The 18314-nt window shown below is 60.9% G+C and carries 20 protein-coding genes; 12 read left to right on the top strand and 8 right to left on the bottom strand.

All coding sequences use genetic code 11. From position 1 onward, the window contains the following. Positions 1 to 64 precede the first annotated feature (64 nt). The 3 genes from SLT36_RS20925 to SLT36_RS20915 form a co-directional block, all read right to left on the bottom strand. Complete coding sequence (locus SLT36_RS20925) at positions 65 to 430, bottom strand: hypothetical protein (RefSeq protein ID WP_432284246.1); 366 nt, start codon at positions 428 to 430, stop codon at positions 65 to 67. A gap of 151 nt (positions 431 to 581) precedes the next feature. Further along, positions 582 to 1349, bottom strand: a complete 768-nt coding sequence (locus SLT36_RS20920) for a hypothetical protein (RefSeq protein ID WP_432284245.1) — start codon at positions 1347 to 1349, stop codon at positions 582 to 584. Between the two features lie 282 nt (positions 1350 to 1631). Beyond that, positions 1632 to 2045 (bottom strand): hypothetical protein, encoded by a 414-nt coding sequence (locus SLT36_RS20915; RefSeq protein WP_432284244.1) that lies wholly within the window; start codon positions 2043 to 2045, stop codon positions 1632 to 1634. Positions 2046 to 2301: 256 nt separating this feature from the next. Here SLT36_RS20915 and SLT36_RS20910 point away from each other — a divergent pair, with 256 nt between their 5' ends. Genes SLT36_RS20910 through SLT36_RS20870 form a run of 9 tightly spaced genes read left to right on the top strand, consistent with a single transcriptional unit; the run spans position 2302 to position 8241 of the window. Beyond that, positions 2302 to 2640 carry a hypothetical protein gene (locus SLT36_RS20910; protein ID WP_432284243.1) on the top strand — a complete coding sequence of 113 codons (339 nt, stop codon included), beginning with the start codon at positions 2302 to 2304 and terminating at the stop codon, positions 2638 to 2640. Further along, complete coding sequence (locus SLT36_RS20905; protein ID WP_432284242.1) at positions 2637 to 3440, top strand: YdaU family protein; 804 nt, start codon at positions 2637 to 2639, stop codon at positions 3438 to 3440. The genes SLT36_RS20910 and SLT36_RS20905 overlap by 4 nt, the downstream gene beginning before the upstream one ends. Then, positions 3382 to 3828, top strand: a complete 447-nt coding sequence (locus tag SLT36_RS20900; protein WP_432284241.1) for a hypothetical protein — start codon at positions 3382 to 3384, stop codon at positions 3826 to 3828. The genes SLT36_RS20905 and SLT36_RS20900 overlap by 59 nt, the downstream gene beginning before the upstream one ends. Beyond that, positions 3825 to 4331, top strand: coding sequence for a hypothetical protein (locus SLT36_RS20895; protein WP_432284240.1), 507 nt, complete (start codon positions 3825 to 3827; stop codon positions 4329 to 4331). Before SLT36_RS20900 ends, SLT36_RS20895 begins: the two co-directional genes overlap by 4 nt. Further along, a complete protein-coding gene (locus SLT36_RS20890; RefSeq protein WP_432284239.1) occupies positions 4328 to 4618 on the top strand; it encodes a hypothetical protein in 291 nt (96 codons plus the stop codon). Before SLT36_RS20895 ends, SLT36_RS20890 begins: the two co-directional genes overlap by 4 nt. A 20-nt stretch (positions 4619 to 4638) precedes the next feature. After that, positions 4639 to 5340 (top strand): hypothetical protein, encoded by a 702-nt coding sequence (locus SLT36_RS20885; protein WP_432284238.1) that lies wholly within the window; start codon positions 4639 to 4641, stop codon positions 5338 to 5340. Between the two features lie 51 nt (positions 5341 to 5391). Beyond that, complete coding sequence (locus SLT36_RS20880; protein WP_432288424.1) at positions 5392 to 6186, top strand: helix-turn-helix domain-containing protein; 795 nt, start codon at positions 5392 to 5394, stop codon at positions 6184 to 6186. Next, a complete protein-coding gene (locus tag SLT36_RS20875) occupies positions 6161 to 7699 on the top strand; it encodes a GNAT family N-acetyltransferase (protein WP_432284237.1) in 1539 nt (512 codons plus the stop codon). The genes SLT36_RS20880 and SLT36_RS20875 overlap by 26 nt, the downstream gene beginning before the upstream one ends. Next, the gene (locus SLT36_RS20870; protein WP_432284236.1) at positions 7696 to 8241 is read left to right on the top strand and encodes an ATP-binding protein; all 546 of its coding nucleotides are present in this window, start codon (positions 7696 to 7698) and stop codon (positions 8239 to 8241) included. The genes SLT36_RS20875 and SLT36_RS20870 overlap by 4 nt, the downstream gene beginning before the upstream one ends. Before the next feature lie 27 nt (positions 8242 to 8268). On the opposite strand, the gene SLT36_RS20865 is transcribed toward SLT36_RS20870, so the two are convergent. Beyond that, complete coding sequence (locus tag SLT36_RS20865; protein ID WP_432284235.1) at positions 8269 to 9069, bottom strand: HNH endonuclease; 801 nt, start codon at positions 9067 to 9069, stop codon at positions 8269 to 8271. A gap of 400 nt (positions 9070 to 9469) precedes the next feature. Between SLT36_RS20865 and SLT36_RS20860 the strand changes: the two genes are divergently transcribed. Next, entirely contained in the window at positions 9470 to 9937 is a 468-nt protein-coding gene (locus SLT36_RS20860) for a hypothetical protein (protein ID WP_432284234.1), read from the top strand. Between the two features lie 94 nt (positions 9938 to 10031). Beyond that, positions 10032 to 10973, top strand: coding sequence for a DUF4238 domain-containing protein (locus tag SLT36_RS20855; RefSeq protein WP_432284233.1), 942 nt, complete (start codon positions 10032 to 10034; stop codon positions 10971 to 10973). 603 nt (positions 10974 to 11576) lie between these two features. On the opposite strand, the gene SLT36_RS20850 is transcribed toward SLT36_RS20855, so the two are convergent. Further along, on the bottom strand, positions 11577 to 12278 hold the full coding sequence (locus SLT36_RS20850) for a DUF1194 domain-containing protein (protein ID WP_432284232.1): 702 nt from the start codon (positions 12276 to 12278) through the stop codon (positions 11577 to 11579). A gap of 565 nt (positions 12279 to 12843) precedes the next feature. On the opposite strand from SLT36_RS20850, the gene SLT36_RS20845 reads away from it, so the two are divergent. Next, entirely contained in the window at positions 12844 to 13992 is a 1149-nt protein-coding gene (locus SLT36_RS20845) for an amidohydrolase (protein ID WP_432284231.1), read from the top strand. Between the two features lie 239 nt (positions 13993 to 14231). Here the strand turns inward: SLT36_RS20845 and SLT36_RS20840 are convergent, their stop codons facing one another. The 3 genes from SLT36_RS20840 to SLT36_RS20830 all read right to left on the bottom strand — a co-directional run bounded on the left by SLT36_RS20840 (position 14232) and on the right by SLT36_RS20830 (position 18072). Continuing rightward, entirely contained in the window at positions 14232 to 15158 is a 927-nt protein-coding gene (locus tag SLT36_RS20840; protein ID WP_432284230.1) for an IS110 family transposase, read from the bottom strand. A gap of 796 nt (positions 15159 to 15954) precedes the next feature. Beyond that, complete coding sequence (locus tag SLT36_RS20835; RefSeq protein ID WP_432284229.1) at positions 15955 to 16908, bottom strand: ankyrin repeat domain-containing protein; 954 nt, start codon at positions 16906 to 16908, stop codon at positions 15955 to 15957. Between the two features lie 237 nt (positions 16909 to 17145). Beyond that, the gene (locus SLT36_RS20830; RefSeq protein WP_432284228.1) at positions 17146 to 18072 is read right to left on the bottom strand and encodes an IS110 family transposase; all 927 of its coding nucleotides are present in this window, start codon (positions 18070 to 18072) and stop codon (positions 17146 to 17148) included. Positions 18073 to 18314 lie beyond the last annotated feature (242 nt).

Raw genomic sequence — 18314 nt, 5'->3', positions numbered from 1 at the left:
TTCTGCTGCCTTGCCGCGCGCCGGAACAGGGTCCATCAAGCGCCATCCGCATAGCCGAAATCCATCAGGCGGCCTGGCGCGCCAGGATCCGGTCGGCGAAGCGGCGGAAGAAGCGGAGGTGAAGGCGCATCGCCTTGGCCTTGCGGAGCGCTGCTGCGTGGTTGTGCCGGCGCCATGTCGGCATGGCGCGGCAGCGGAGGATGAAGGCCTTGATGTCTTCGAGCGCCTCCTCGACCGTCTCGGCCGGATGGATCAGCGCCTGACACAGCCCGGGATCCCGGACGAGGGCGTCGGTGAACCCCTTGCGGGCAAAATGCGCCGCCCGCGCCTCGGCGATGCCGGAGCGGCGGATGGTTTCGAAGGCGGCGAGCATGGCAGGGCTCTGGCCGGCATAACCGCATTGTTCGGCAAAGGCTTTGCTGGCGTTCATCGCTTGCTCCATCCCAAAGACGATGGAGGAAGTTTCCGTTATGGAAATAGTCTTGTCAATCGTTGATTTCCAAAATGGAAATCAACGTGGAGATCAGCAGCGGCGGATGCCGCGAATCGGCTTATGGAAAGGCCAGGGCAGGGGCGCCTGGCTAGTTGACGGCAATGCCATAGGCAATCTCGGCGCGCAGCCGCCGCCCGCCCGGCGCTTCAACCGCCAGTATACCGCGTAGGAACAGTTTCATCACCTTGCACAAATTTTCGTCCCTGGGGTCGAGGGCGGTGAGCGATCTGATATCATCCGTCGTTGCGCCCTGGGCGGTCATGGTCTTGTAAAGCTCTTCCCAATCGGCGTCCGTGGACGCTTCGGTCGGCTGCGGGTTTTCCCGCGCCGCACCGATCGCCTGGAACACATCGGCGGCAATGGCATCGAAAGCCAGGAGATAGTGCTGGTTCGGTCTGCCCAGGGCTGCGCCGCCACTGACGACAAAGCTGGCGCAGGTCGCCGCGTTCTCCCTGGCATCGACAAGTTCGAGCAGGTCGAGCTGCGACTTGATGGCAGGATAGAGGCTGTCATCAGGCGCCCGATAGATCGATTGCGCGTGCCTGCGGCGAACGGCCACGACCGCCTGCAGGGTCTCGTCTCTGGCCTCGGCGGCTGTCGCGCTCCTCGCCGCGATCGCCTCCATCTCGCTTTTCAGCGCGACATACGCATCCGGCAGCTCCTGCTTGATCGTGTCGTACATGCGGTAGCCCTGGCTTCGAAGGTCGGAGAACACATCTTCCGCGGAGGGGCGGCCAGCCGGTTGTTTCAGGAAATAGTCGCCTGATACAGCGTCGAAACCGCCCGACAGGACCTCGACCAGAAGCAAGGATCCCAAAGCAGCAACAGCAACGGTGACGGTCTTCCACCAGGACATTGACAGCTCAGCCCCCCAAATCGACCAGCCTGATCCAATCACCTTTCGCCTGAAGTCACAATCGGGGAAAAGGGGAATATTTTCCTCTGATGTTCTTGACTCTACATCAAGGAAAATGTTCCTATCCGCAGAAAAAGGGAGCCGGGATGGCGATCAGACATCAGATCAAGGCGCGCTACCGATCCCGCAATGACGAGATCGTCGCCGGGCTGCGCGATGCCGCGCACGCCACAGCCCCGCTTGATCCGATGATGGTGGTCAAACGCAAGGCAGCCGAGATCTCTACCGCGATGGCTCTTTTGCACGGCGGCGACTGGCGGGTGCAGATCGATCACCGGGAAGGGCTTGTGCTGATCGTTCGCCGTCGTCATCGAGGAAACCCTTGACCACGGCAATCGCCTTGCCGAGGTCGTCCTTGTCGACACCGAAGGCCAGCAGGGCAGCGCGCAGCTTGCTCTCCGGCGAGGTCACGGCAGCAGCCGAGGGATCGCGGTAAAGCTCGATCGGGCTCGCAAGTTCGAGCGCTGCCGCAAACTGCGCCAGCCAGACGCCGTCGATGTTTTCAGGCCTGGCGAGCTTCTTGCTGATGGTGCCGCCGGCGACCTTCATGCGCTCGGCCAGCCGCTTCCTGTCCAGGCCAGGAACGGTCGCCATCCATTCTTCGATATAGAGCCGCGGCGCCTCGAAATCTGTCATGGCCAAAATGTAGCTTTCCAGAACGGAAAGCGCAAAATTTCCAAATTGGAAATAATTGCTTGACGAATGATTTCCGTTATGGAAATCATTCGCCCATGTTCACATCCTGCAAAGACCGGCGCCGCGCGGCGCTGAAATCGGCCGGCCGCGCAGCGCCGTCGCGCCGCCTGTGCCGCCCTCGGCACGTTGTCCGCCCCGCGGGCGGCTTCGAGCTCGACACGCCGGCCGGCACCGCACGACAGGCGGGGACCATCCGATGATCCGGCTCGAGCTGGACATCACCAGGGGCAGGGGCCGTGTGCCGTCAGCGCGCGACCGGCGCGCCGACCTCGAGGCCGCCCTGTCAGGCCAGCGGCCGCGCCGGCTCAAGGGGCCGGTCGCCGTCTATGTCCGCCTCGCCGCATCTGGCGCCCGCGCTGAGGCCGGCTGCGGCGACGCCGCCGATTACGGCCGGTGCATTCTCGATACGCTGACCGCGCATGGCCTGATCGACGGCCTGGTTCGCCGGCTGACGGTTGAATGGGTTGCAGGCGACAAACGGGCTGAAGACGGCCCGCGCTGCGTCGTGCTGATCCAGCCGGAGGTGGCCGCATGAGCGACATGCCCTGGGTTCGTTTTTTTGCCTCGGACTGGCTCGCCGGCACACGCGGCATGGGTGCCGCTGAAACCGGCATCTACATCACGCTGGTGGCCTCGATGTATGAGCGCGGCGCGCCCGTGCCGGAAGACCATCTCCGCCTCGCCAGATTGTGCGGCGCCTCGAGCGCTGCCTTCAAGGCAGCACTCGAAAGCCTGGTCAGTGACGGCAAGATCCGCCGCATCGACGGCGGGCTGTGGAACGGGCGTGTCGCCAGGGAATGCGCCATCCGTTCGGAAAAGTCGCTGGCCGGCAAACAGGCGGCCCAGGCGCGCTGGCGGAAAGCCGAGCACAATCAAGGGGCCTCGGATGCCGATGCAGTGCTGCCGCACAGCGTTGGCACTGCCAGCCAGAAGCCAGAGACCAGACCCAGAGAAACCGAAGTTTCTTGCAGAAAGCGCGGCAGCCGGCTGCCCCAGAGCTTCATCCCTGATTTCGACGACGCGGCCAAAGCTGGGCTTTCGCCTGGGGAGGCGGCACGCGAGGCGGAGAAATTCCGCGACTACTGGATTTCGCAGGCCGGGCAGAGGGGCGTCAAGCTCGACTGGCCGGCGACCTGGCGCAACTGGTGCCGCAATGCCGCCGAGCGCCGCCCGCGCCCCACAGCACCACCCCAGCGCAAACGCAACTTCGTCGACGTGGCAATGGAACGACTAGGAGCTTCCCATGGACCAGAGAGCCTATTTGGCGCTCACCGCAATGTTGAATTCTTTCCCCCAGACGGCGGGCAATGCCGACCTGACGATGCAGACCTATGAGGCGGTGCTTGCCGATGTCGCGCCGCAGGCGGTGATCGAGGCGGCACAACGTTTCACCACGGGCGCCGTCGACGGCCAGAACCGGACGTTTGCGCCATCGGTGGCCGAATTCGTCCAGGAGGCGCGCCGCATCGCCGGCATCCTGCCGCATCGCGGCCGCAAGGCCCTGCCTGTGCCGTCAAGGGCGCTGCGGCGTGAACCCCGGCCGGACGAACGCGCCCGCATGTGCCTCAAGCTGCCCTTGCTGCAGGCCGCCATCCGCAACGGCCGCGCCGACCTTTTGGCCGAGGCCGAGCGCAACGGGCTCGAGCAGCTGGTGGCTTTGGCCGAGCGCTGGCAGGTGCCGGTGTCGGAAACGATCTTGTCGCAGCTGAAGAGGGCACAATGAAACACCAGCAAGCCGAGCCCATGACATCCCGACCCATGGCATCCCGACCCATGGCCTGGGACCTCGATCTCGCCGGCCGGATGCGTGGATCCGGCATGAAGTTCAACCAGATCGCCACAATCTTCGGCCTTTCGCCCGACACTGTGCATTGCCGGCTCGACCCGGACTATCGGCGCAAGCGCGCCGACGCCAAGCTTATGCGCTGTCAACCGGTGGCCCCCGGCTTTCGCCGCCAGGACGACAGGGTAACCCGGGCCGAATTTGCCGCGCGCCTGGCCGAGCTGCCGGACGACGACCGCGGCCTCACCGCGCGTGTGCTCGGCGATCCGGTCTTTGCCCGCTCCGCCGCCGCCAAGGCAGCACTACGGCCGGCCGCAAGCACCAACATCACCCTGCCGCGCCTCTCGTTCCTCGGAGACAAGGTCTGCGGAGAGAAGACCCCAGGAGACAAGATGCCCCGAGACGACATCCCCCGAGACAATATGGCAGGAGGCCGGCGATGAACCATTTCCATGCCAAGGCCGAATGGATCGACGGCGCCTGGCGCGCGCTCGTCCGCTACAGCCACAAGGCCGACTACTGGCCGGTCATGTCGGGCGCGCGGCCGGCGGGCTACCCCTCGCGCGAAAAAGCGCTGATCGCCGCCTACCAGGCCCAGGAAAAACACCTCAACGGCACCATCCGCGGCTTTCGCGACAAGGTTTCCGCTGCCCGGGCCGAGGCCGAGCGGCTGTTTCGGCCCGGCCGCAAGCCTGTCGTCGTCGAACGCGCCCGGGCGAGACCACTATGAGCCGGGCCAGGCCGAACAACATGAGCAAGGCGGGCGCCAGCCAGGCGGGCGAGACCACTATGCGCAAGGCCAATATGAGCAAGGCAGGCGAGGCAGGCATGGGCAAGGCGGGCAAAAGCATTTCGGGCACGGGCAGGGCGAAAAAACAGCCGAAACCGCCAAGCCCTGTGGTGACTGTCGAGGTCGAAAACCCCGACTGGCGGCCGGCGCGTGACGGCGAAAAGGCGTTTCCGCGCATCATCGCGGCGCAGAAGAACATCAGGGAAAGTGCCGTCGAAACCTTGTTTGCCCGCGGCTTCCTGGCGCGCGCGCAAAAGCAGGCGGCCGACCGCTTCCGTGCTTGTTGGGAAAAGGCCGGCGGCACGGTGCGCAGCCTCGACCATGCGCTGGACCGCGTCGACGGCGGCCGCGGCGACCCGCTCGCCGCCCGCATCGTCGCCGCCCACGAACTCGACCGCTGCCGCCGCCTCGTCGGCCAACGCGGCTACCAGGTGCTGCAGCTCGTCTGCGCCGAGGGCCGGGCGCTGGCCGAAATCACCCCGCACAAACGCGAGCGCCTGACCATGGCGGACAATTTGCGCGCCGACCTGGATGATCTGCAGCGATGTGGGGATCCAGACGGCGCGGAGGCGGGTGGGTGGGTGAAGGGGGGGCAGCGGTCGGTCAGGTTCGTAGTCGATCTAACCGCCTGCTCAGCAGTTTGCGCTGTTACAAGAAGATAATTCCTTTAAAGGAATATTGAGCTAAGCTGATTCGAAAACGATGGTGGAATGATGCCGCATGAAACTGAAGTCATCGATGCCGTCAGGGTAGGAAATGGTGACGCGGGACGCGTTGTAGGCCAATCTCTCAGGGCGTTGAGGCAGGCTGCGGGCTTTACCCAACTCGAGATGGCGAAACGTTTGGGAGTCGGCCAAGCGGCGATCTCTAAGATCGAACAACGAGGAGACGTTCAAATCTCTTCGTTGCAGCGCTATGTCGAGGCCCTCGGTGCCAGTTTGCGAATTGATGCAGCGTTTCCAGCCCATTCGGAATTCGGCGTGCGGATCCAAGCCGAGATTGGCGGAGCAGTCGCTGACGACGAACAGTATGTTCTTCCCATTTTCGGCGACCGCGACGACGCGCGCCTTCCAAAACGGGATATCGTAATCAGCATAAAACCGAACTATTCGGGCAAGATATTTGATGGCGTAAAGACCATCGAACTGCGGAGGCGTTTCCCCTTGTCAGTAGCTCCCGGTGCTACTGCATATATTTATTCTACTTCGCCAGAAATGGCTTTGGTGGGCGCTATAAAAATTGAGCGCGTTGAACGCCTTGCACTCTCTGCCCTCTGGAAAATGCATGGTCGATCTGCATCGATCAAGAAAGCAGATTTTGACGAATACTTTAGTGGCCTGGAAGAAGGCTTTGCACTAAGACTGTCGACACCGCGCCGATTCACGAGGCCATTGACCTTGCTAGAACTGAGGGAGCGATTCGGATTTAAGGCTCCGCAGTCTTTCCTCTACGCGAAGCCTGACCTTCAAAAGGCGCTCCGGAATGAGCACACAGACATATCTAATTGATACGAATGTAATTATTCATCTGGAAGACAATAAAACCGTAGAGCCGGCTTTTTCCGCACTTACAAGCATCGCTGCCAAGCACAAGGTTGACATTTTCGTGCATGAGGCGGCTCGCGACGATGTTGGCCGCGACAAAAATTCAGCCCGCCGAGCGATATCCCTCAGCAAGCTCGGTAAATTTCAAACCTTATCAAAAGTCCGCGGCTTGACCGCGGCAGAGCTTTCGAACGCATTCGGCCCTCTGCCGAAGCATAACGATATAGTCGACGCGACGCTGCTGCATGCCCTTTACATCGGTGCGGTAGACTTTCTTGTCAGCCAGGACCGAGGCCTCCACGAGCGGGCCAGGCGCTATTCTCCAGAACTCGGTCGACGGGTGCTCTATGTAGCAGACGCCGTTCAACTCCTTCGAACGACCTATGAGCCAATTGAAACGCCGGTGCGTTTCATCGATGAGGTCGTCGCTCACGCGATACCCTTGACGGACACTATCTTTGACAGCCTCCGCGAGGACTATACGGGTTTTGACAAATGGTGGACGGAAAAATGCGTGAAGCAGCGGCGCCTTTGTTGGATCATCGAAGACGACGGAATAGCCGGCCTTCTCGTCAGAAAGGATGAGACCGGCTCGGACACAGACGCCACTGAAAAGGCTAACAAGATACTGAAAATCTGTACGTTCAAGGTTCGGCCGGAGAGACGCGGCCTTAAGCTCGGTGAGCTGCTTTTGAAGAAGGTTTTCTGGTTTGCTCAAAAGAACAAATATGACTTGGTCTATATAACCACATATCAGGGTCAGACGTCCCTCATCGACCTTCTTGAATATTTCGGTTTCACCCACACTGCGACAAAGGAGGATGATGAGAGGATTTATGAAAAACGTATGGGCACGCGCGCGCTCATGCCGATGGATGGCGACAATCACTTTGATGTCCATCGGTTGAATTATCCGCGTTTCGCCGTCGGCCCTGAGACTGCGGCGTTCGGCATCCCGATTAAAGAGGGCTACCATGATATCCTCTATCCGGACCTCAAGCAGCAGCAGACTCAGTTGGATCTCTTCGGACGGCTCGGGTTGGGAGGCGGCCCGCGGCGACCGGGCAACACAATCCGAAAAGTCTATCTGTGCCGCGCGCCATCTAATTTAGGCCCGCCGGGTTCAATCCTGTTCTTCTACAAAGGCAAATCTTCGTTGTCACCGTCGCAGGCAATGTCGGCAATCGGAATACTCGAGGACGTTCGTCTTGCGCGATCCACCCGGGAGTTGCTCCAGATGACAGGCGGACGCTCGGTATATAGCGAAAAGGACCTTGAAGGCTGGCGAGCATCTGCCGGTTCACCCGTCAAAGTCATCAACTACCTGCTCGCCGCCTATATTGATCCGACTATCGGGCTGAAGCAGCTTCAAGAGAGCAAGGTGATAGCGGAACATCCACCTCAATCGATCTTTCGCATACCGCGCCATCGACTGGATGACCTGCTTTCGCAGATCGACGTTGGATTTCAAGTATGAGCAGGCGGAAGGTTGTTGCCTTGGTGGGTTTGTCAGGCGTCGGGAAGTCGACACGTCTCAAAGATGTGCGACGAGGACTTGTTTTCGAGCATTTGCAGGCCGGCGATCTCATCAAGGCGGAGAGGGAGGAGCGCCAAGGTAAGCTTATCGCCCACGACGTTCTGCGTGAGGCAAACATCGACGACAACCAAGCCCTTCTGATATCCGGCTTCTTGAGATACGCGCCGGAAGAAGGATTGATCGTTCTCGACGGTCACACCGTTATAGACACCCCTGATGGTTTGGTGGAAATTTCGCCCTCGGTCTTTTCGGCTATCGATGTTTCCCGCTTCGTTGTCCTGGTCGACGACGCTGAAAAGATCGCGTCGCGACGTTTGTCGGATCGACGGAGAACAAGACCCTTCCGATCGCCTAAGGAACTCGCTGAACATCAGGAGCGGTCCGTGCTTGCGGCCTATCGTGCGGCCATGACTCTCCGTGTGCCACTGTTCATTGTTCCTTTGAACGAAGATCCCGATATCGCAGTGTTTCTCGATCAGTAGTTGGGCCCACCAATGGTGGCGGTGCTGCTACTTTGGCATCGCTGCGAGGCCACCATACCTATCTGTGTAAAGTGGACTAATACCGCCGGTCTGCTCGAGCCAATGCCGATAGCCGGAAATTTCGGGTCCTCCCAGGTTGATCGTAAACTCTACCCCAAATATTGCCAGGACAAAGAACCATTCGCCTTGATCGCTTACAAGGAAATCGAATTCGTGAACGATCTGTTCTGCATTGCCATTAGGCCCAAAAGTCTTTCCGTCTTGATGATAAATGGTCCTGACGTGAACGGGCCAATGGTTAGTATAACCTTTTCTGGCATGATCGCGTAGAACATCCAGTTGCACCTCATCACAAAGGTAGGCAATACCTTTAGGAAATTCGACAAGACGCAAGGCTATCGCTTCCAGCGCGATCTTTGCTAGGAATCGCGAGACAATTGGCGTACCGGTAAGATCGACAACTAGTGGAAACATCATGGTTACTTCTTTAGCCTGGAGAATCTTCGCGAGATCCGGCTCTGACACCTGGGCTGAGGTAAAATCATACTTAGGATATCGTGTAAGCAGCACCGGTATATCCGGTGTTATCAATCCACTTAACGGTGGGATATTGCCGCGCTTGCTTTCAAGATCCTGGTGGAAACGCAATTGCCGAACGGCTGGTAGATCCAGAAACGGCTTTTCGACCTTTCTGGAAAAGTAGTTGTTGCAGCCGTCACATACGATGCCTCTCGGCAAGACATGTCGCTTGTTTCCCAAGGATTCAGGAATGACGTGCTCGACACTTTTCGAGGATGAGGATGGATTCTTGCAAAAAATGCAACGCATGTGTTTCGACATACTTTAAAATTGGCGATAGGGATGGCGGTGAAGCTGAGCAAAAATTAGCCACGATTTCAATATGTGACAGACATCTTCAATTGCTGAAGCAACCGCAAAGCATTCCGCCAAAGCCCGTATCCCTATTATCGCAGGTGTTCTCTTACAGAAGGCAAACGGAAAGGGTTCGCCGCTACGTTTGCTTTCGGTGAAATTTGTCACAATGCGAATGGCCTATATGAAGGTGCATTCCCGGTTGGCAGGATACTCTCTCTCGGTCGTTAGCGCGCTGGCTTCGAGATGACCGATTTGCGCCCGAAGTGGACATGTGCTTGTGCACCCTGGCCGGAAGGGGAGATTTGGGAAGTCAGGCATGGCACCCACCAATGGTTGCTAGAGGGGAGACAGCGTGGACCAGCGTTTTCGTGTACTCGTGGAAGGGCTACATCCGAAATTTGAGCAACTAGTTGGGATGGCACCTCATGCCGGCGTTCCTCCACCGACCAAAATGCCAGTGAGCGGAATCTATCTTTTCAGCGATGGCGATCAACCGCTTTACGTAGGCCGTTCGAATCGGTTGCGGAAGCGGTTTTTCCTACACACCCGCGAGGGCTCTCGACACAACCAGGCGAGCTTCGCTTTTCGGCTCGTGGCAGAGGCGCTGAAGCTCCCTCCTGCTTCCTACACCAAGAAAGACAGCCGCAAGGTGGTGGCATCGACCGAGGAGTTCATTCAAGAGTTCGCGACTGCCAAGAAGCGCATACGCGCGATGAACTACCGGTATGTCGAGGAAGTCGACCAGACGCGTCAAGCGCTTCTCGAAATCTATGCTGCAGTAGTTCTCCAAACACCCTACAACGACTTCGGAACGCACTGATGCGTTTCTAACGATTTATGAATGCAGAGGAAGCGTTCGGGCATGCGTGCATAATGAGGCTAGCGAGCCGAAGGGTGCTAAGAGTGGGGATGAGATGAGAGAGCGCACTAAACGACAACATGTCGTGCCGCGGTTCTATCTGCGGTATTTCACTCAGCCCGATGGCGAGCTTTGGACCCACGACTGCGTTACAGGTAGCGCTCGTAAGACAACGCCCGAAAAAACAGCCTTCGAGACGAATATCTACACGCCGCTAGGTGAAGATGGTTCTCGGATTGACCTGATCGAGGACACGCTCGCCACAATCGAGTCGCAGGCCGCAGCAATCTATCCCGAATTGTTGGGCTTCAGGCCGCTGGGAGAGGTTACGAAGCTCGACTTTGCGGTATTCTTGGCCACGATGTTCACCCGGAGCCCGGCTCAGCTACGGCAGTTTGCTCAATTAATGGGCCAGATGGCGTCATGGGGCGGCGAACTTGAAATGGAGCGCGAATATCGGCGGAGGCAGAGGGCTGGCGAGATTTCAACTGCTGATACGGCCGTTCGAGAAATACTCCGCAATAAAGAAATGTATAAGATGAATGTCGACCGTCGCATTGGACTCCTTGCATTTCAGCAAGCTGAGGCTTTGGCCCACCTCATGACGCGCATGACCTGGAGCTTCGAAATCAGCGACAACGAGCAATTAGTCACAAGCGACAATCCAATGTTTTGGGTCAAGGGCGGTGGTCCAGCAGACCTTCAAGGCTATGGATTTGGGCTCGGCAATCGCTACGCCGTTGTACCTTTTCCGCTAAGCCCAGGTGTAATACTTCGTCTCGATTGGCGCGCCGATGGAGCGTGGAAGAAATTCAGGTTAGAGCGGCAACGCGCAAAACTGGCAAATCAGTATCAAGCAAAGCATAAGGAAAGACTTTTATTTTTCAGAGATCATGAACAGGGACTTGTGACGCTCGCAATGAAATACAAGGCCCCTGTGAATCTTATTAACGCCGGTGTGCCATCGCCGACTATCGACATTGTCCGCAAGCTGTAGCTTGCTTAAGCTTACCGTGGCATGTGGAAGCGGTACAGGGCCATCATTGGCGAATGAGACGTCAGCGACACGCCAGCGTCGATTCAACGATGTCGGTGCTCGAAGTCAATTCCGCCAGACGATGAAATTCTCAAGGAATTCATCGCGGGTTCGAATGGGTTTTCAGCACTGGCGTTTGCGGCGCAACTCATCGTAGACAACAGGGCTTATTGCCCGAACTGCACTGCAAACTTCTAGGAAGCCTTGCTCATAGGCTTGGGTGCAAGTGGCAGGAACGCCAACGTATTCTTCCGCATCATTTCTGCTGCATGATGTTGTTAGGATGGCAACAAGCACTGTGGACGCCGTTCGCACGAAAGTCATGGTCATCTCCCCCAATCTAGGTTGACCTTGGGCGGCCGCGGCACCTGACCGCTAGGCTTTTTGTGACTTTACCATTTAGCGGCCGGGCAAACGAGAAGCGCCATCGAGCCGGCATTCGTCAACGCTATCAGTCGGCCGTGTTCGCCGCCGCCTTCTCGACATGCTTCAAAACCGCGACGCGCTTTTCGTGGAATTGCGCCCGTCCTGGAATAGCGCTGGTCCTGGTATTGCGCGGGCCAACTAGCGGTGGGCGAGCATTGTGTTGCCGGGCGAGCTGGTCGACTGGCTTATTTCTCTCACCATCTTCCACCTGAGCGCCAGCGCATAGTCGCGCGGGCTGGACAGCGGCATGACGAAGGCGTTTGGACCGCCAATGACGCTGTCGGCGAAATACCGGGTGAGATCGCGCGGAATGCCGCGTATCACTTCCGGCAGAGCGATTGCGTTGATCGTGCAGCCATTGGCGATCGCCCGCAGCCGGCTTTCTTCAACCGGCACGCCGTCATTGTTGGTGCCGTTGGCCGAGATGTCGATGATCTTGCGGGCAGCATGCCCAGGGTAGCTCTCAAGCAGCAGAACACCCAGATCGATTGCGAACGAAATCGATGTCGCACAATAGGTATGACATCCATGACCCTTGTCGCCCTCGTTGCGGATGCCGGATGCGACAGCTTGCGCGTCCGCGCCGCCGCAGACGCTTGTCCACGGCACCACCAGGCGCATTTGTCCCTGGCTCGACCATTCGACATAGGTGATGGCGATGCAGCCGCCACGGCTGCGGGCAATGGTCGCGAGAACTTCGGGTGAGGAGATCGCTGCGGCATGGCCGTCGCGCTGCAGGGCGGCCGTGGTCGGATCGATGGATGCCGAGACATCGACTGCGAACACGATCGCGGTGTCTACATCGGTGGCATGTGCCGACGGAGCCCAAGGCAGCGTCATGCCTGCGAGTATCGCCAGTGACCGGCCCAGGGCGTTCGCGGCCGCAACTGGAACCGCAACGACGCCCGCCGCTCGAAACCCGTCAACGCCCATCTTGCCCCCCAATCCCTCGGGTGACCAGGCCGGATGCTACGCCACATGCTGGATGCCTGACAGATGACCGAATGAGCTAGCTGCAGGCGGATGGCGGGCAAGCGGATAGCGCGCGGCGCGTTGCGCCCACACGGGGACGCAGGCAAGCAGAGTGTTCGTCCCATGGCCACAGCCGTCCTTTCGCTTGCCAGGCCGGCGTCATGATTTGCCGATACGCGATGTGGGCCGTCGTTCGGAACGTGCCGCTTGGCTCAAGCCGACAAGGCCGATCTCTCCAATCGGCTTGAGCCAAGCGCGGCCATCCTCGCGCTGGCACAGGCGTTGCAACCGCTGCGCCACCATGCAGGATCGAACCGAAGCGGCTATGGTCGTGGGTGGAGCAGGGCGGTCGCAGCTGCCGGAGCCGATCGAGCGGCCGGCATGACCGGCATGGCCGGCGTCACGACCAGCATATCAGCGGGAGAAGTTCGAATTGACCCTGACCAATCACGACCTTGTCGAACTGACGGCATGGCGCAGGCATTTGCATCGGCATCCCGAGATCTCCAACGAGGAAAAAAACACCGCTGCAGCCGTGGTGTCGTTCCTCAGCGACAGCGGGCCCGACACGGTGCTGACCGGCATGGGCGGGCACGGCGTCGCTTTGGTCTATGACGGTGCAGCACCAGGGCCGACGGTGCTGTTTCGCTGCGAGCTCGATGCGCTGCCGATCGAGGAGCTGTCGGGTGTGGCGCATGCCTCGCGCGTATCCGGCAAGTCGCATATGTGCGGCCATGACGGGCATATGGCGATCGTTGCCGGGCTCGGCCGGCGCTTCGGGCGGCAACGCCCGGCGCGCGGCCGTGTCGTGCTGATGTTCCAGCCGGCCGAAGAAACCGGCGACGGGGCGGCCGCCGTCGTCGCCGACCCGCGTTATCAGGAGATCGCGCCCGACTTCGCCTTTTCGCTGCACAATCTGCCCGGCGTGCCGCTCGGCGACGTCCGCCTCAAGGCCGGCACGGTCAACTGCGCCTCGCGCGGCATGCGGGTGCGGCTGACGGGCAAGACCGCGCATTCCTCGATGCCCGAGACCGGCACCTCGCCGCGTCTCGCCGTGGCGGAGCTGATCACCGCATTTCCCGGCCTCGGCAGAGCGACATTTGCCGACGACGGCTTTCGCATGGTCACCGTCACGCATGCGACGATGGGCGAGGCGGTGTTCGGCATCGCGCCGGGACATGCCGAGGTCTGGGCGTGCCTGAGGACCCGGCAGGACGACGCCATGGCGAGCCTGTGCCAGGCTGCCGAACAGCTTGTGGCTGAAACGGCAGGGGCGTCTGGCCTCGACCACGCCGTCAGCTACCACGAGATCTTCGTCGCCAGCGTCAATGCCGAGGACGCCGTCGAGCATCTGAGGCAGGCGCTGGATACGGAGGGCATAAGCCACAGCGAAGAGGCGTTGCCGATGCGGGCATCGGAAGATTTCGGGCTGTTCGGCCGCTCGGCCAGTTCGGCGATGTTTTTCCTCGGCGCCGGCACCACGCACCCGTCGCTGCACAATCCCGACTATGACTTTCCCGACGACCTGATCCCGATCGGGGCGCGTGTCTTTGCCCGCGTCGCCGACAACCTGCTCGGCTAGGCGAAGGAAAACTGTGCCGCGCCTTTCCCAGAAATTGCATCAAAACAAAGGGCTGGAGAGGTTTTGCGATTCAAGGCATGAGCTCCCTGGCCGCCTGCCGGCGCTGCAGGTCCGCCCACAGGCGTTCTGTACCGTCTGCGCGCTGACGCGAGGGTGGGGAATGTTATGCAGGGTGCAGAAAGAGCACGCGTTCTTGACCATTTGAGCCCGGCGGCGATGTCACGGCATGGCAACTGTGTTCAAGCGAAGTGTTTTTGATCGCGGATCATGGCGTTGAGGATTGTGATGAGCTTTCGCGCGACGGCGATGATTGCGCATTTCTTTGATCCGGAGCGTTGGGCGATAGCCTGGTAGAAGGCCTTGAAGCGCTGGTTTGCGCGGATGGCGCCGAGGGCTGCCATATAGAGCGCCCGGCGTAACCTTGGCCGGCCGCCCCGGATGCTGCGCCGGCCGGTCCTTGTGCCGCTGTCGTTGTTGCAAGGCGCAAGGCCGGCGAGGCTGGCGATGGCCTTGGGCGAGATGGTTCCAAGTTCAGGCATGTGGGCCAAGAGGGTGATGGCGGTCACCTTGCCGATGCCTGGAGCGGAGGTCAGGCGCTCGGCCTGTTCGGCAAGCTCGTCCAGGGTTTCGATATGGCTGGCGATCTCGACCTCGAGGGCCGAGATGCGCTGGGACAGGCCAACGATTGCAGCTTCGATGTCGGCAAGCACGGTGATGTCGGTGGTTTCGTCGTGATGGCGCAGCTCGATCGCGCGCGCTGCGACCAGTTGGTCGCGGCGGCGGGCAAGGGCAACAAGCCGCTCACGCCCGGGGCATGGCGGCGTGTCGGCATCGGGGCAGAACATCGCCCCCATCTCGCTCAGGATGCGGGCATCGATGCGGTCGGTCTTGGCCAGGTGGCCGCGCGCCTGGGCGAAACGGCGCACCGTCATCGGATTGATGCGGACGCAAGCGATGCCGGCCTTGGCGAGCGCCTGGCGTAAAGCCCGGTCATGGTGCCCCGTCGCCTCGAGGACGACAAAGCTGTTTGGTGCCAGGCCGGCAGCGAAGCGGGCCAGAGCCGCAGCCTCGTTGGCCACCCGGCTGAAACGGCGGCTGAGCGGATCGAAGACATCAATCATCGCCTTGGCGATGTCGCAACCGATGTAACTGTGATGTATCGTCATGGAACCTCTTCCTGTGGTGCGAGGTCCGCGCCAACGGCCTCGTGCAACTGTGCAGGTTGACGGCAGGTGGTGCGGGAAGGGAGCCGAGCCAAGCCGCGGTCTGTCGTGTTCAGCACGACGACCAGGATCCTGACGGCCTCCTTCCCGCATTCATTCTACACCAAGCGCAACACACAGGATCCCAGGGTCTCCGCGTCGCTGCGCTCCTGCTCCGCCCTAGGATGACGAATTGGAGAGGCCGCTCGGGCAGTCGAACATCACTCCTGCGACGCCCCCCGTCCTTCGTCATCCTAGGGCGGAGCAGGAGCGCAGCTCCGTCGCGGAGACCCTTGGATCCATGCCGTGAAGGTGAGGAATGCGGAGATGGCGGAAGAAAGAGCACTTGTTTGCTCGCTTGAACACAGTTGCCATGCCGTGAGGGTGAGGAATGTGGGGCGAGTGCAGAAAGAGCACGCGTTCTTGACCATTTGAGCCCGGCGGCGATGTCACGGCATGCATCCCCGGGTCTCCGCGACGTCGCTTCGCCTTGGGATGACGAAGGGGTGGGTGGTCGCAGGCTCAGTGATTGCCGCGAGCGTGGGCTATCCAATTCGTCGCCGAGAACAGCCTCTCCACTTCGTCATCCCAGAGGCTTGACCCGAGGATCGATGCCGTGAGCGTGAAGGGGCGGGTGGAGGAGGCTGCAGGGGGTCTCCAGCTTACCGGTGGCGGCGCAGGCCCGCGCCGCGACCGCAAAGGGTGGCAAGCAGCACCTGCCGATGCCGACATGGGTCGACAGGTTCGGCCTGTCGGGCAATCACTTGTCGGGCAGCGGCAGCGGTGTCTCGCTCAAGCTCCTGAGATAGGCGATGAGGTCGGCGCGCTGATTTTCGTCCGCCAGTCCCGGGAACGACATGTCTGTTCCAGGCAAGGTGAGGGCGGGGTTCGAGATGAAAGAATTGAGATCCTCGAAGCCCCAGACGCCGCCGGCCTGCTTCAGGCTTGACGAATACTGGACATCGCCCTGCGACCCCTTCTGCCGTCCGACGATGCCCCACAGATTGGCGCGTTTCGGAACCTTGAGCCCCGGCGCCGAGAGATGACAGGCCGCGCAGGTCTTGGCGAAAATGTCCTTGCCCGATTGTGCGTCTGCCGAGGCAAGGCGTGGCGAAATCGGCTGGATCGTCGGCCCCGCGGCACCATGGCCGTGCAGATAGGCGACGACGTCGTCGTGGCCGGCGAGCTTGGCCAGATGGATGGGCGGACTTCCATTCGACGTCAGGGCATTGACGTCGGCTCCCGCCTCGACAAGGTACGTCACGCAGGCAAGGCAGCCGGTCTCGGCCGCCACATGCAGCGGGGTCTGTGCTTTCGCCAGCTGATTTGGATCGGCGCCATGGCCGAGCAACAGTTTGACGATGTCGCCAAAGCCGGCCTTGTTGGCGGCGTAGAGTGGCGTTCGCTGCCAGCTGACGGGCAGGTTGACGTCCGCGCCACGCGTGATCAGCAGCTCGGCCAGCGCGGCATTTCCGGTTTCGCAGGCGATGTAGAGTGCGGTGACGCCGTCGATTTCGTCGATGGCTGCACCCTTGTCCAGGGCCGAGGTCACCGCCGCGACGTCGCCGCTCCTGACAAGATCGCCCAGCTCGTTGGCCTGGGCCGGCAGCGCAAGAAGCCAGAGGAGCGACCAGGCCGCTATCGCCGGCCAGGCCCCTGTTACCGACAAGCGCGCCTGCTTGATCATTGCATCCTCGCAGCTGAGGAGTTCCATGACGGACTTATCTTAGGCCAAGGGCTGGCCGGCGACAACGCCCGAGCCGGCGGACGAGGTTCTCCATGCCTGGAAATTGACCGTTCCGGGGCCGCAAGCCATGCGACACCCCCCCTTCGCCATCAAGAGGCTTGCCCCTGGAATCCATGCCGTGAGGGTGAGGAGGCGGGTGGAGGAAAGTGCAGGCGTTCTGAACCGCTTCGGCGCGGCCGCTAGGTCACGGCATGGCAACTGTGTTCAAGCGAAGTGTTTTTGATCGCGGATCATGGCGTTGAGGATTGTGATGAGCTTTCGCGCGACGGCGATGATTGCGCATTTCTTTGATCCGGAGCGTTGGGCGATAGCCTGGTAGAAGGCCTTGAAGCGCTGGTTTGCGCGGATGGCGCCGAGGGCTGCCATATAGAGCGCCCGGCGTAACCTTGGCCGGCCGCCCCGGATGCTGCGCCGGCCGGTCCTTGTGCCGCTGTCGTTGTTGCAAGGCGCAAGGCCGGCGAGGCTGGCGATGGCCTTGGGCGAGATGGTTCCAAGTTCAGGCATGTGGGCCAAGAGGGTGATGGCGGTCACCTTGCCGATGCCTGGAGCGGAGGTCAGGCGCTCGGCCTGTTCGGCAAGCTCGTCCAGGGTTTCGATATGGCTGGCGATCTCGGCCTCGAGGGCCGAGATGCGCTGGGACAGGCCAACGATTGCAGCTTCGATGTCGGCAAGCACGGTGATGTCGGTGGTTTCGTCGTGATGGCGCAGCTCGATCGCGCGCGCTGCGACCAGTTGGTCGCGGCGGCGGGCAAGGGCAACAAGCCGCTCACGCCCGGGGCATGGCGGCGTGTCGGCATCGGGGCAGAACATCGCCCCCATCTCGCTCAGGATGCGGGCATCGATGCGGTCGGTCTTGGCCAGGTGGCCGCGCGCCTGGGCGAAACGGCGCACCGTCATCGGATTGATGCGGACGCAAGCGATGCCGGCCTTGGCGAGCGCCTGGCGTAAAGCCCGGTCATGGTGCCCCGTCGCCTCGAGGACGACAAAGCTGTTTGGTGCCAGGCCGGCAGCGAAGCGGGCCAGAGCCGCAGCCTCGTTGGCCACCCGGCTGAAACGGCGGCTGAGCGGATCGAAGACATCAATCATCGCCTTGGCGATGTCGCAACCGATGTAACTGTGATGTATCGTCATGGAACCTCTTCCTGTGGTGCGAGGTCCGCGCCAACGGCCTCGTGCAACTGTGCAGGTTGACGGCAGGTGGTGCGGGAAGGGAGCCGAGCCAAGCCGCGGTCTGTCGTGTTCAGCACGACGACCAGGATCCTGACGGCCTCCTTCCCGCATTCATTCTACACCAAGCGCAACACACAGGATCCCAGGGTCTCCGCGACGGAGCTGCGCTCCTGCTTCGTCCTGGGGTGACGAAGTCCTCCTCG

Origin of the sequence: Aminobacter sp. BA135 (genome assembly GCF_050859125.1) — a bacterium.
GTDB classification, from domain to species: domain Bacteria; phylum Pseudomonadota; class Alphaproteobacteria; order Rhizobiales; family Rhizobiaceae; genus Aminobacter; species Aminobacter ciceronei.
This window is presented reverse-complemented; position numbering and strand designations above follow the sequence as displayed.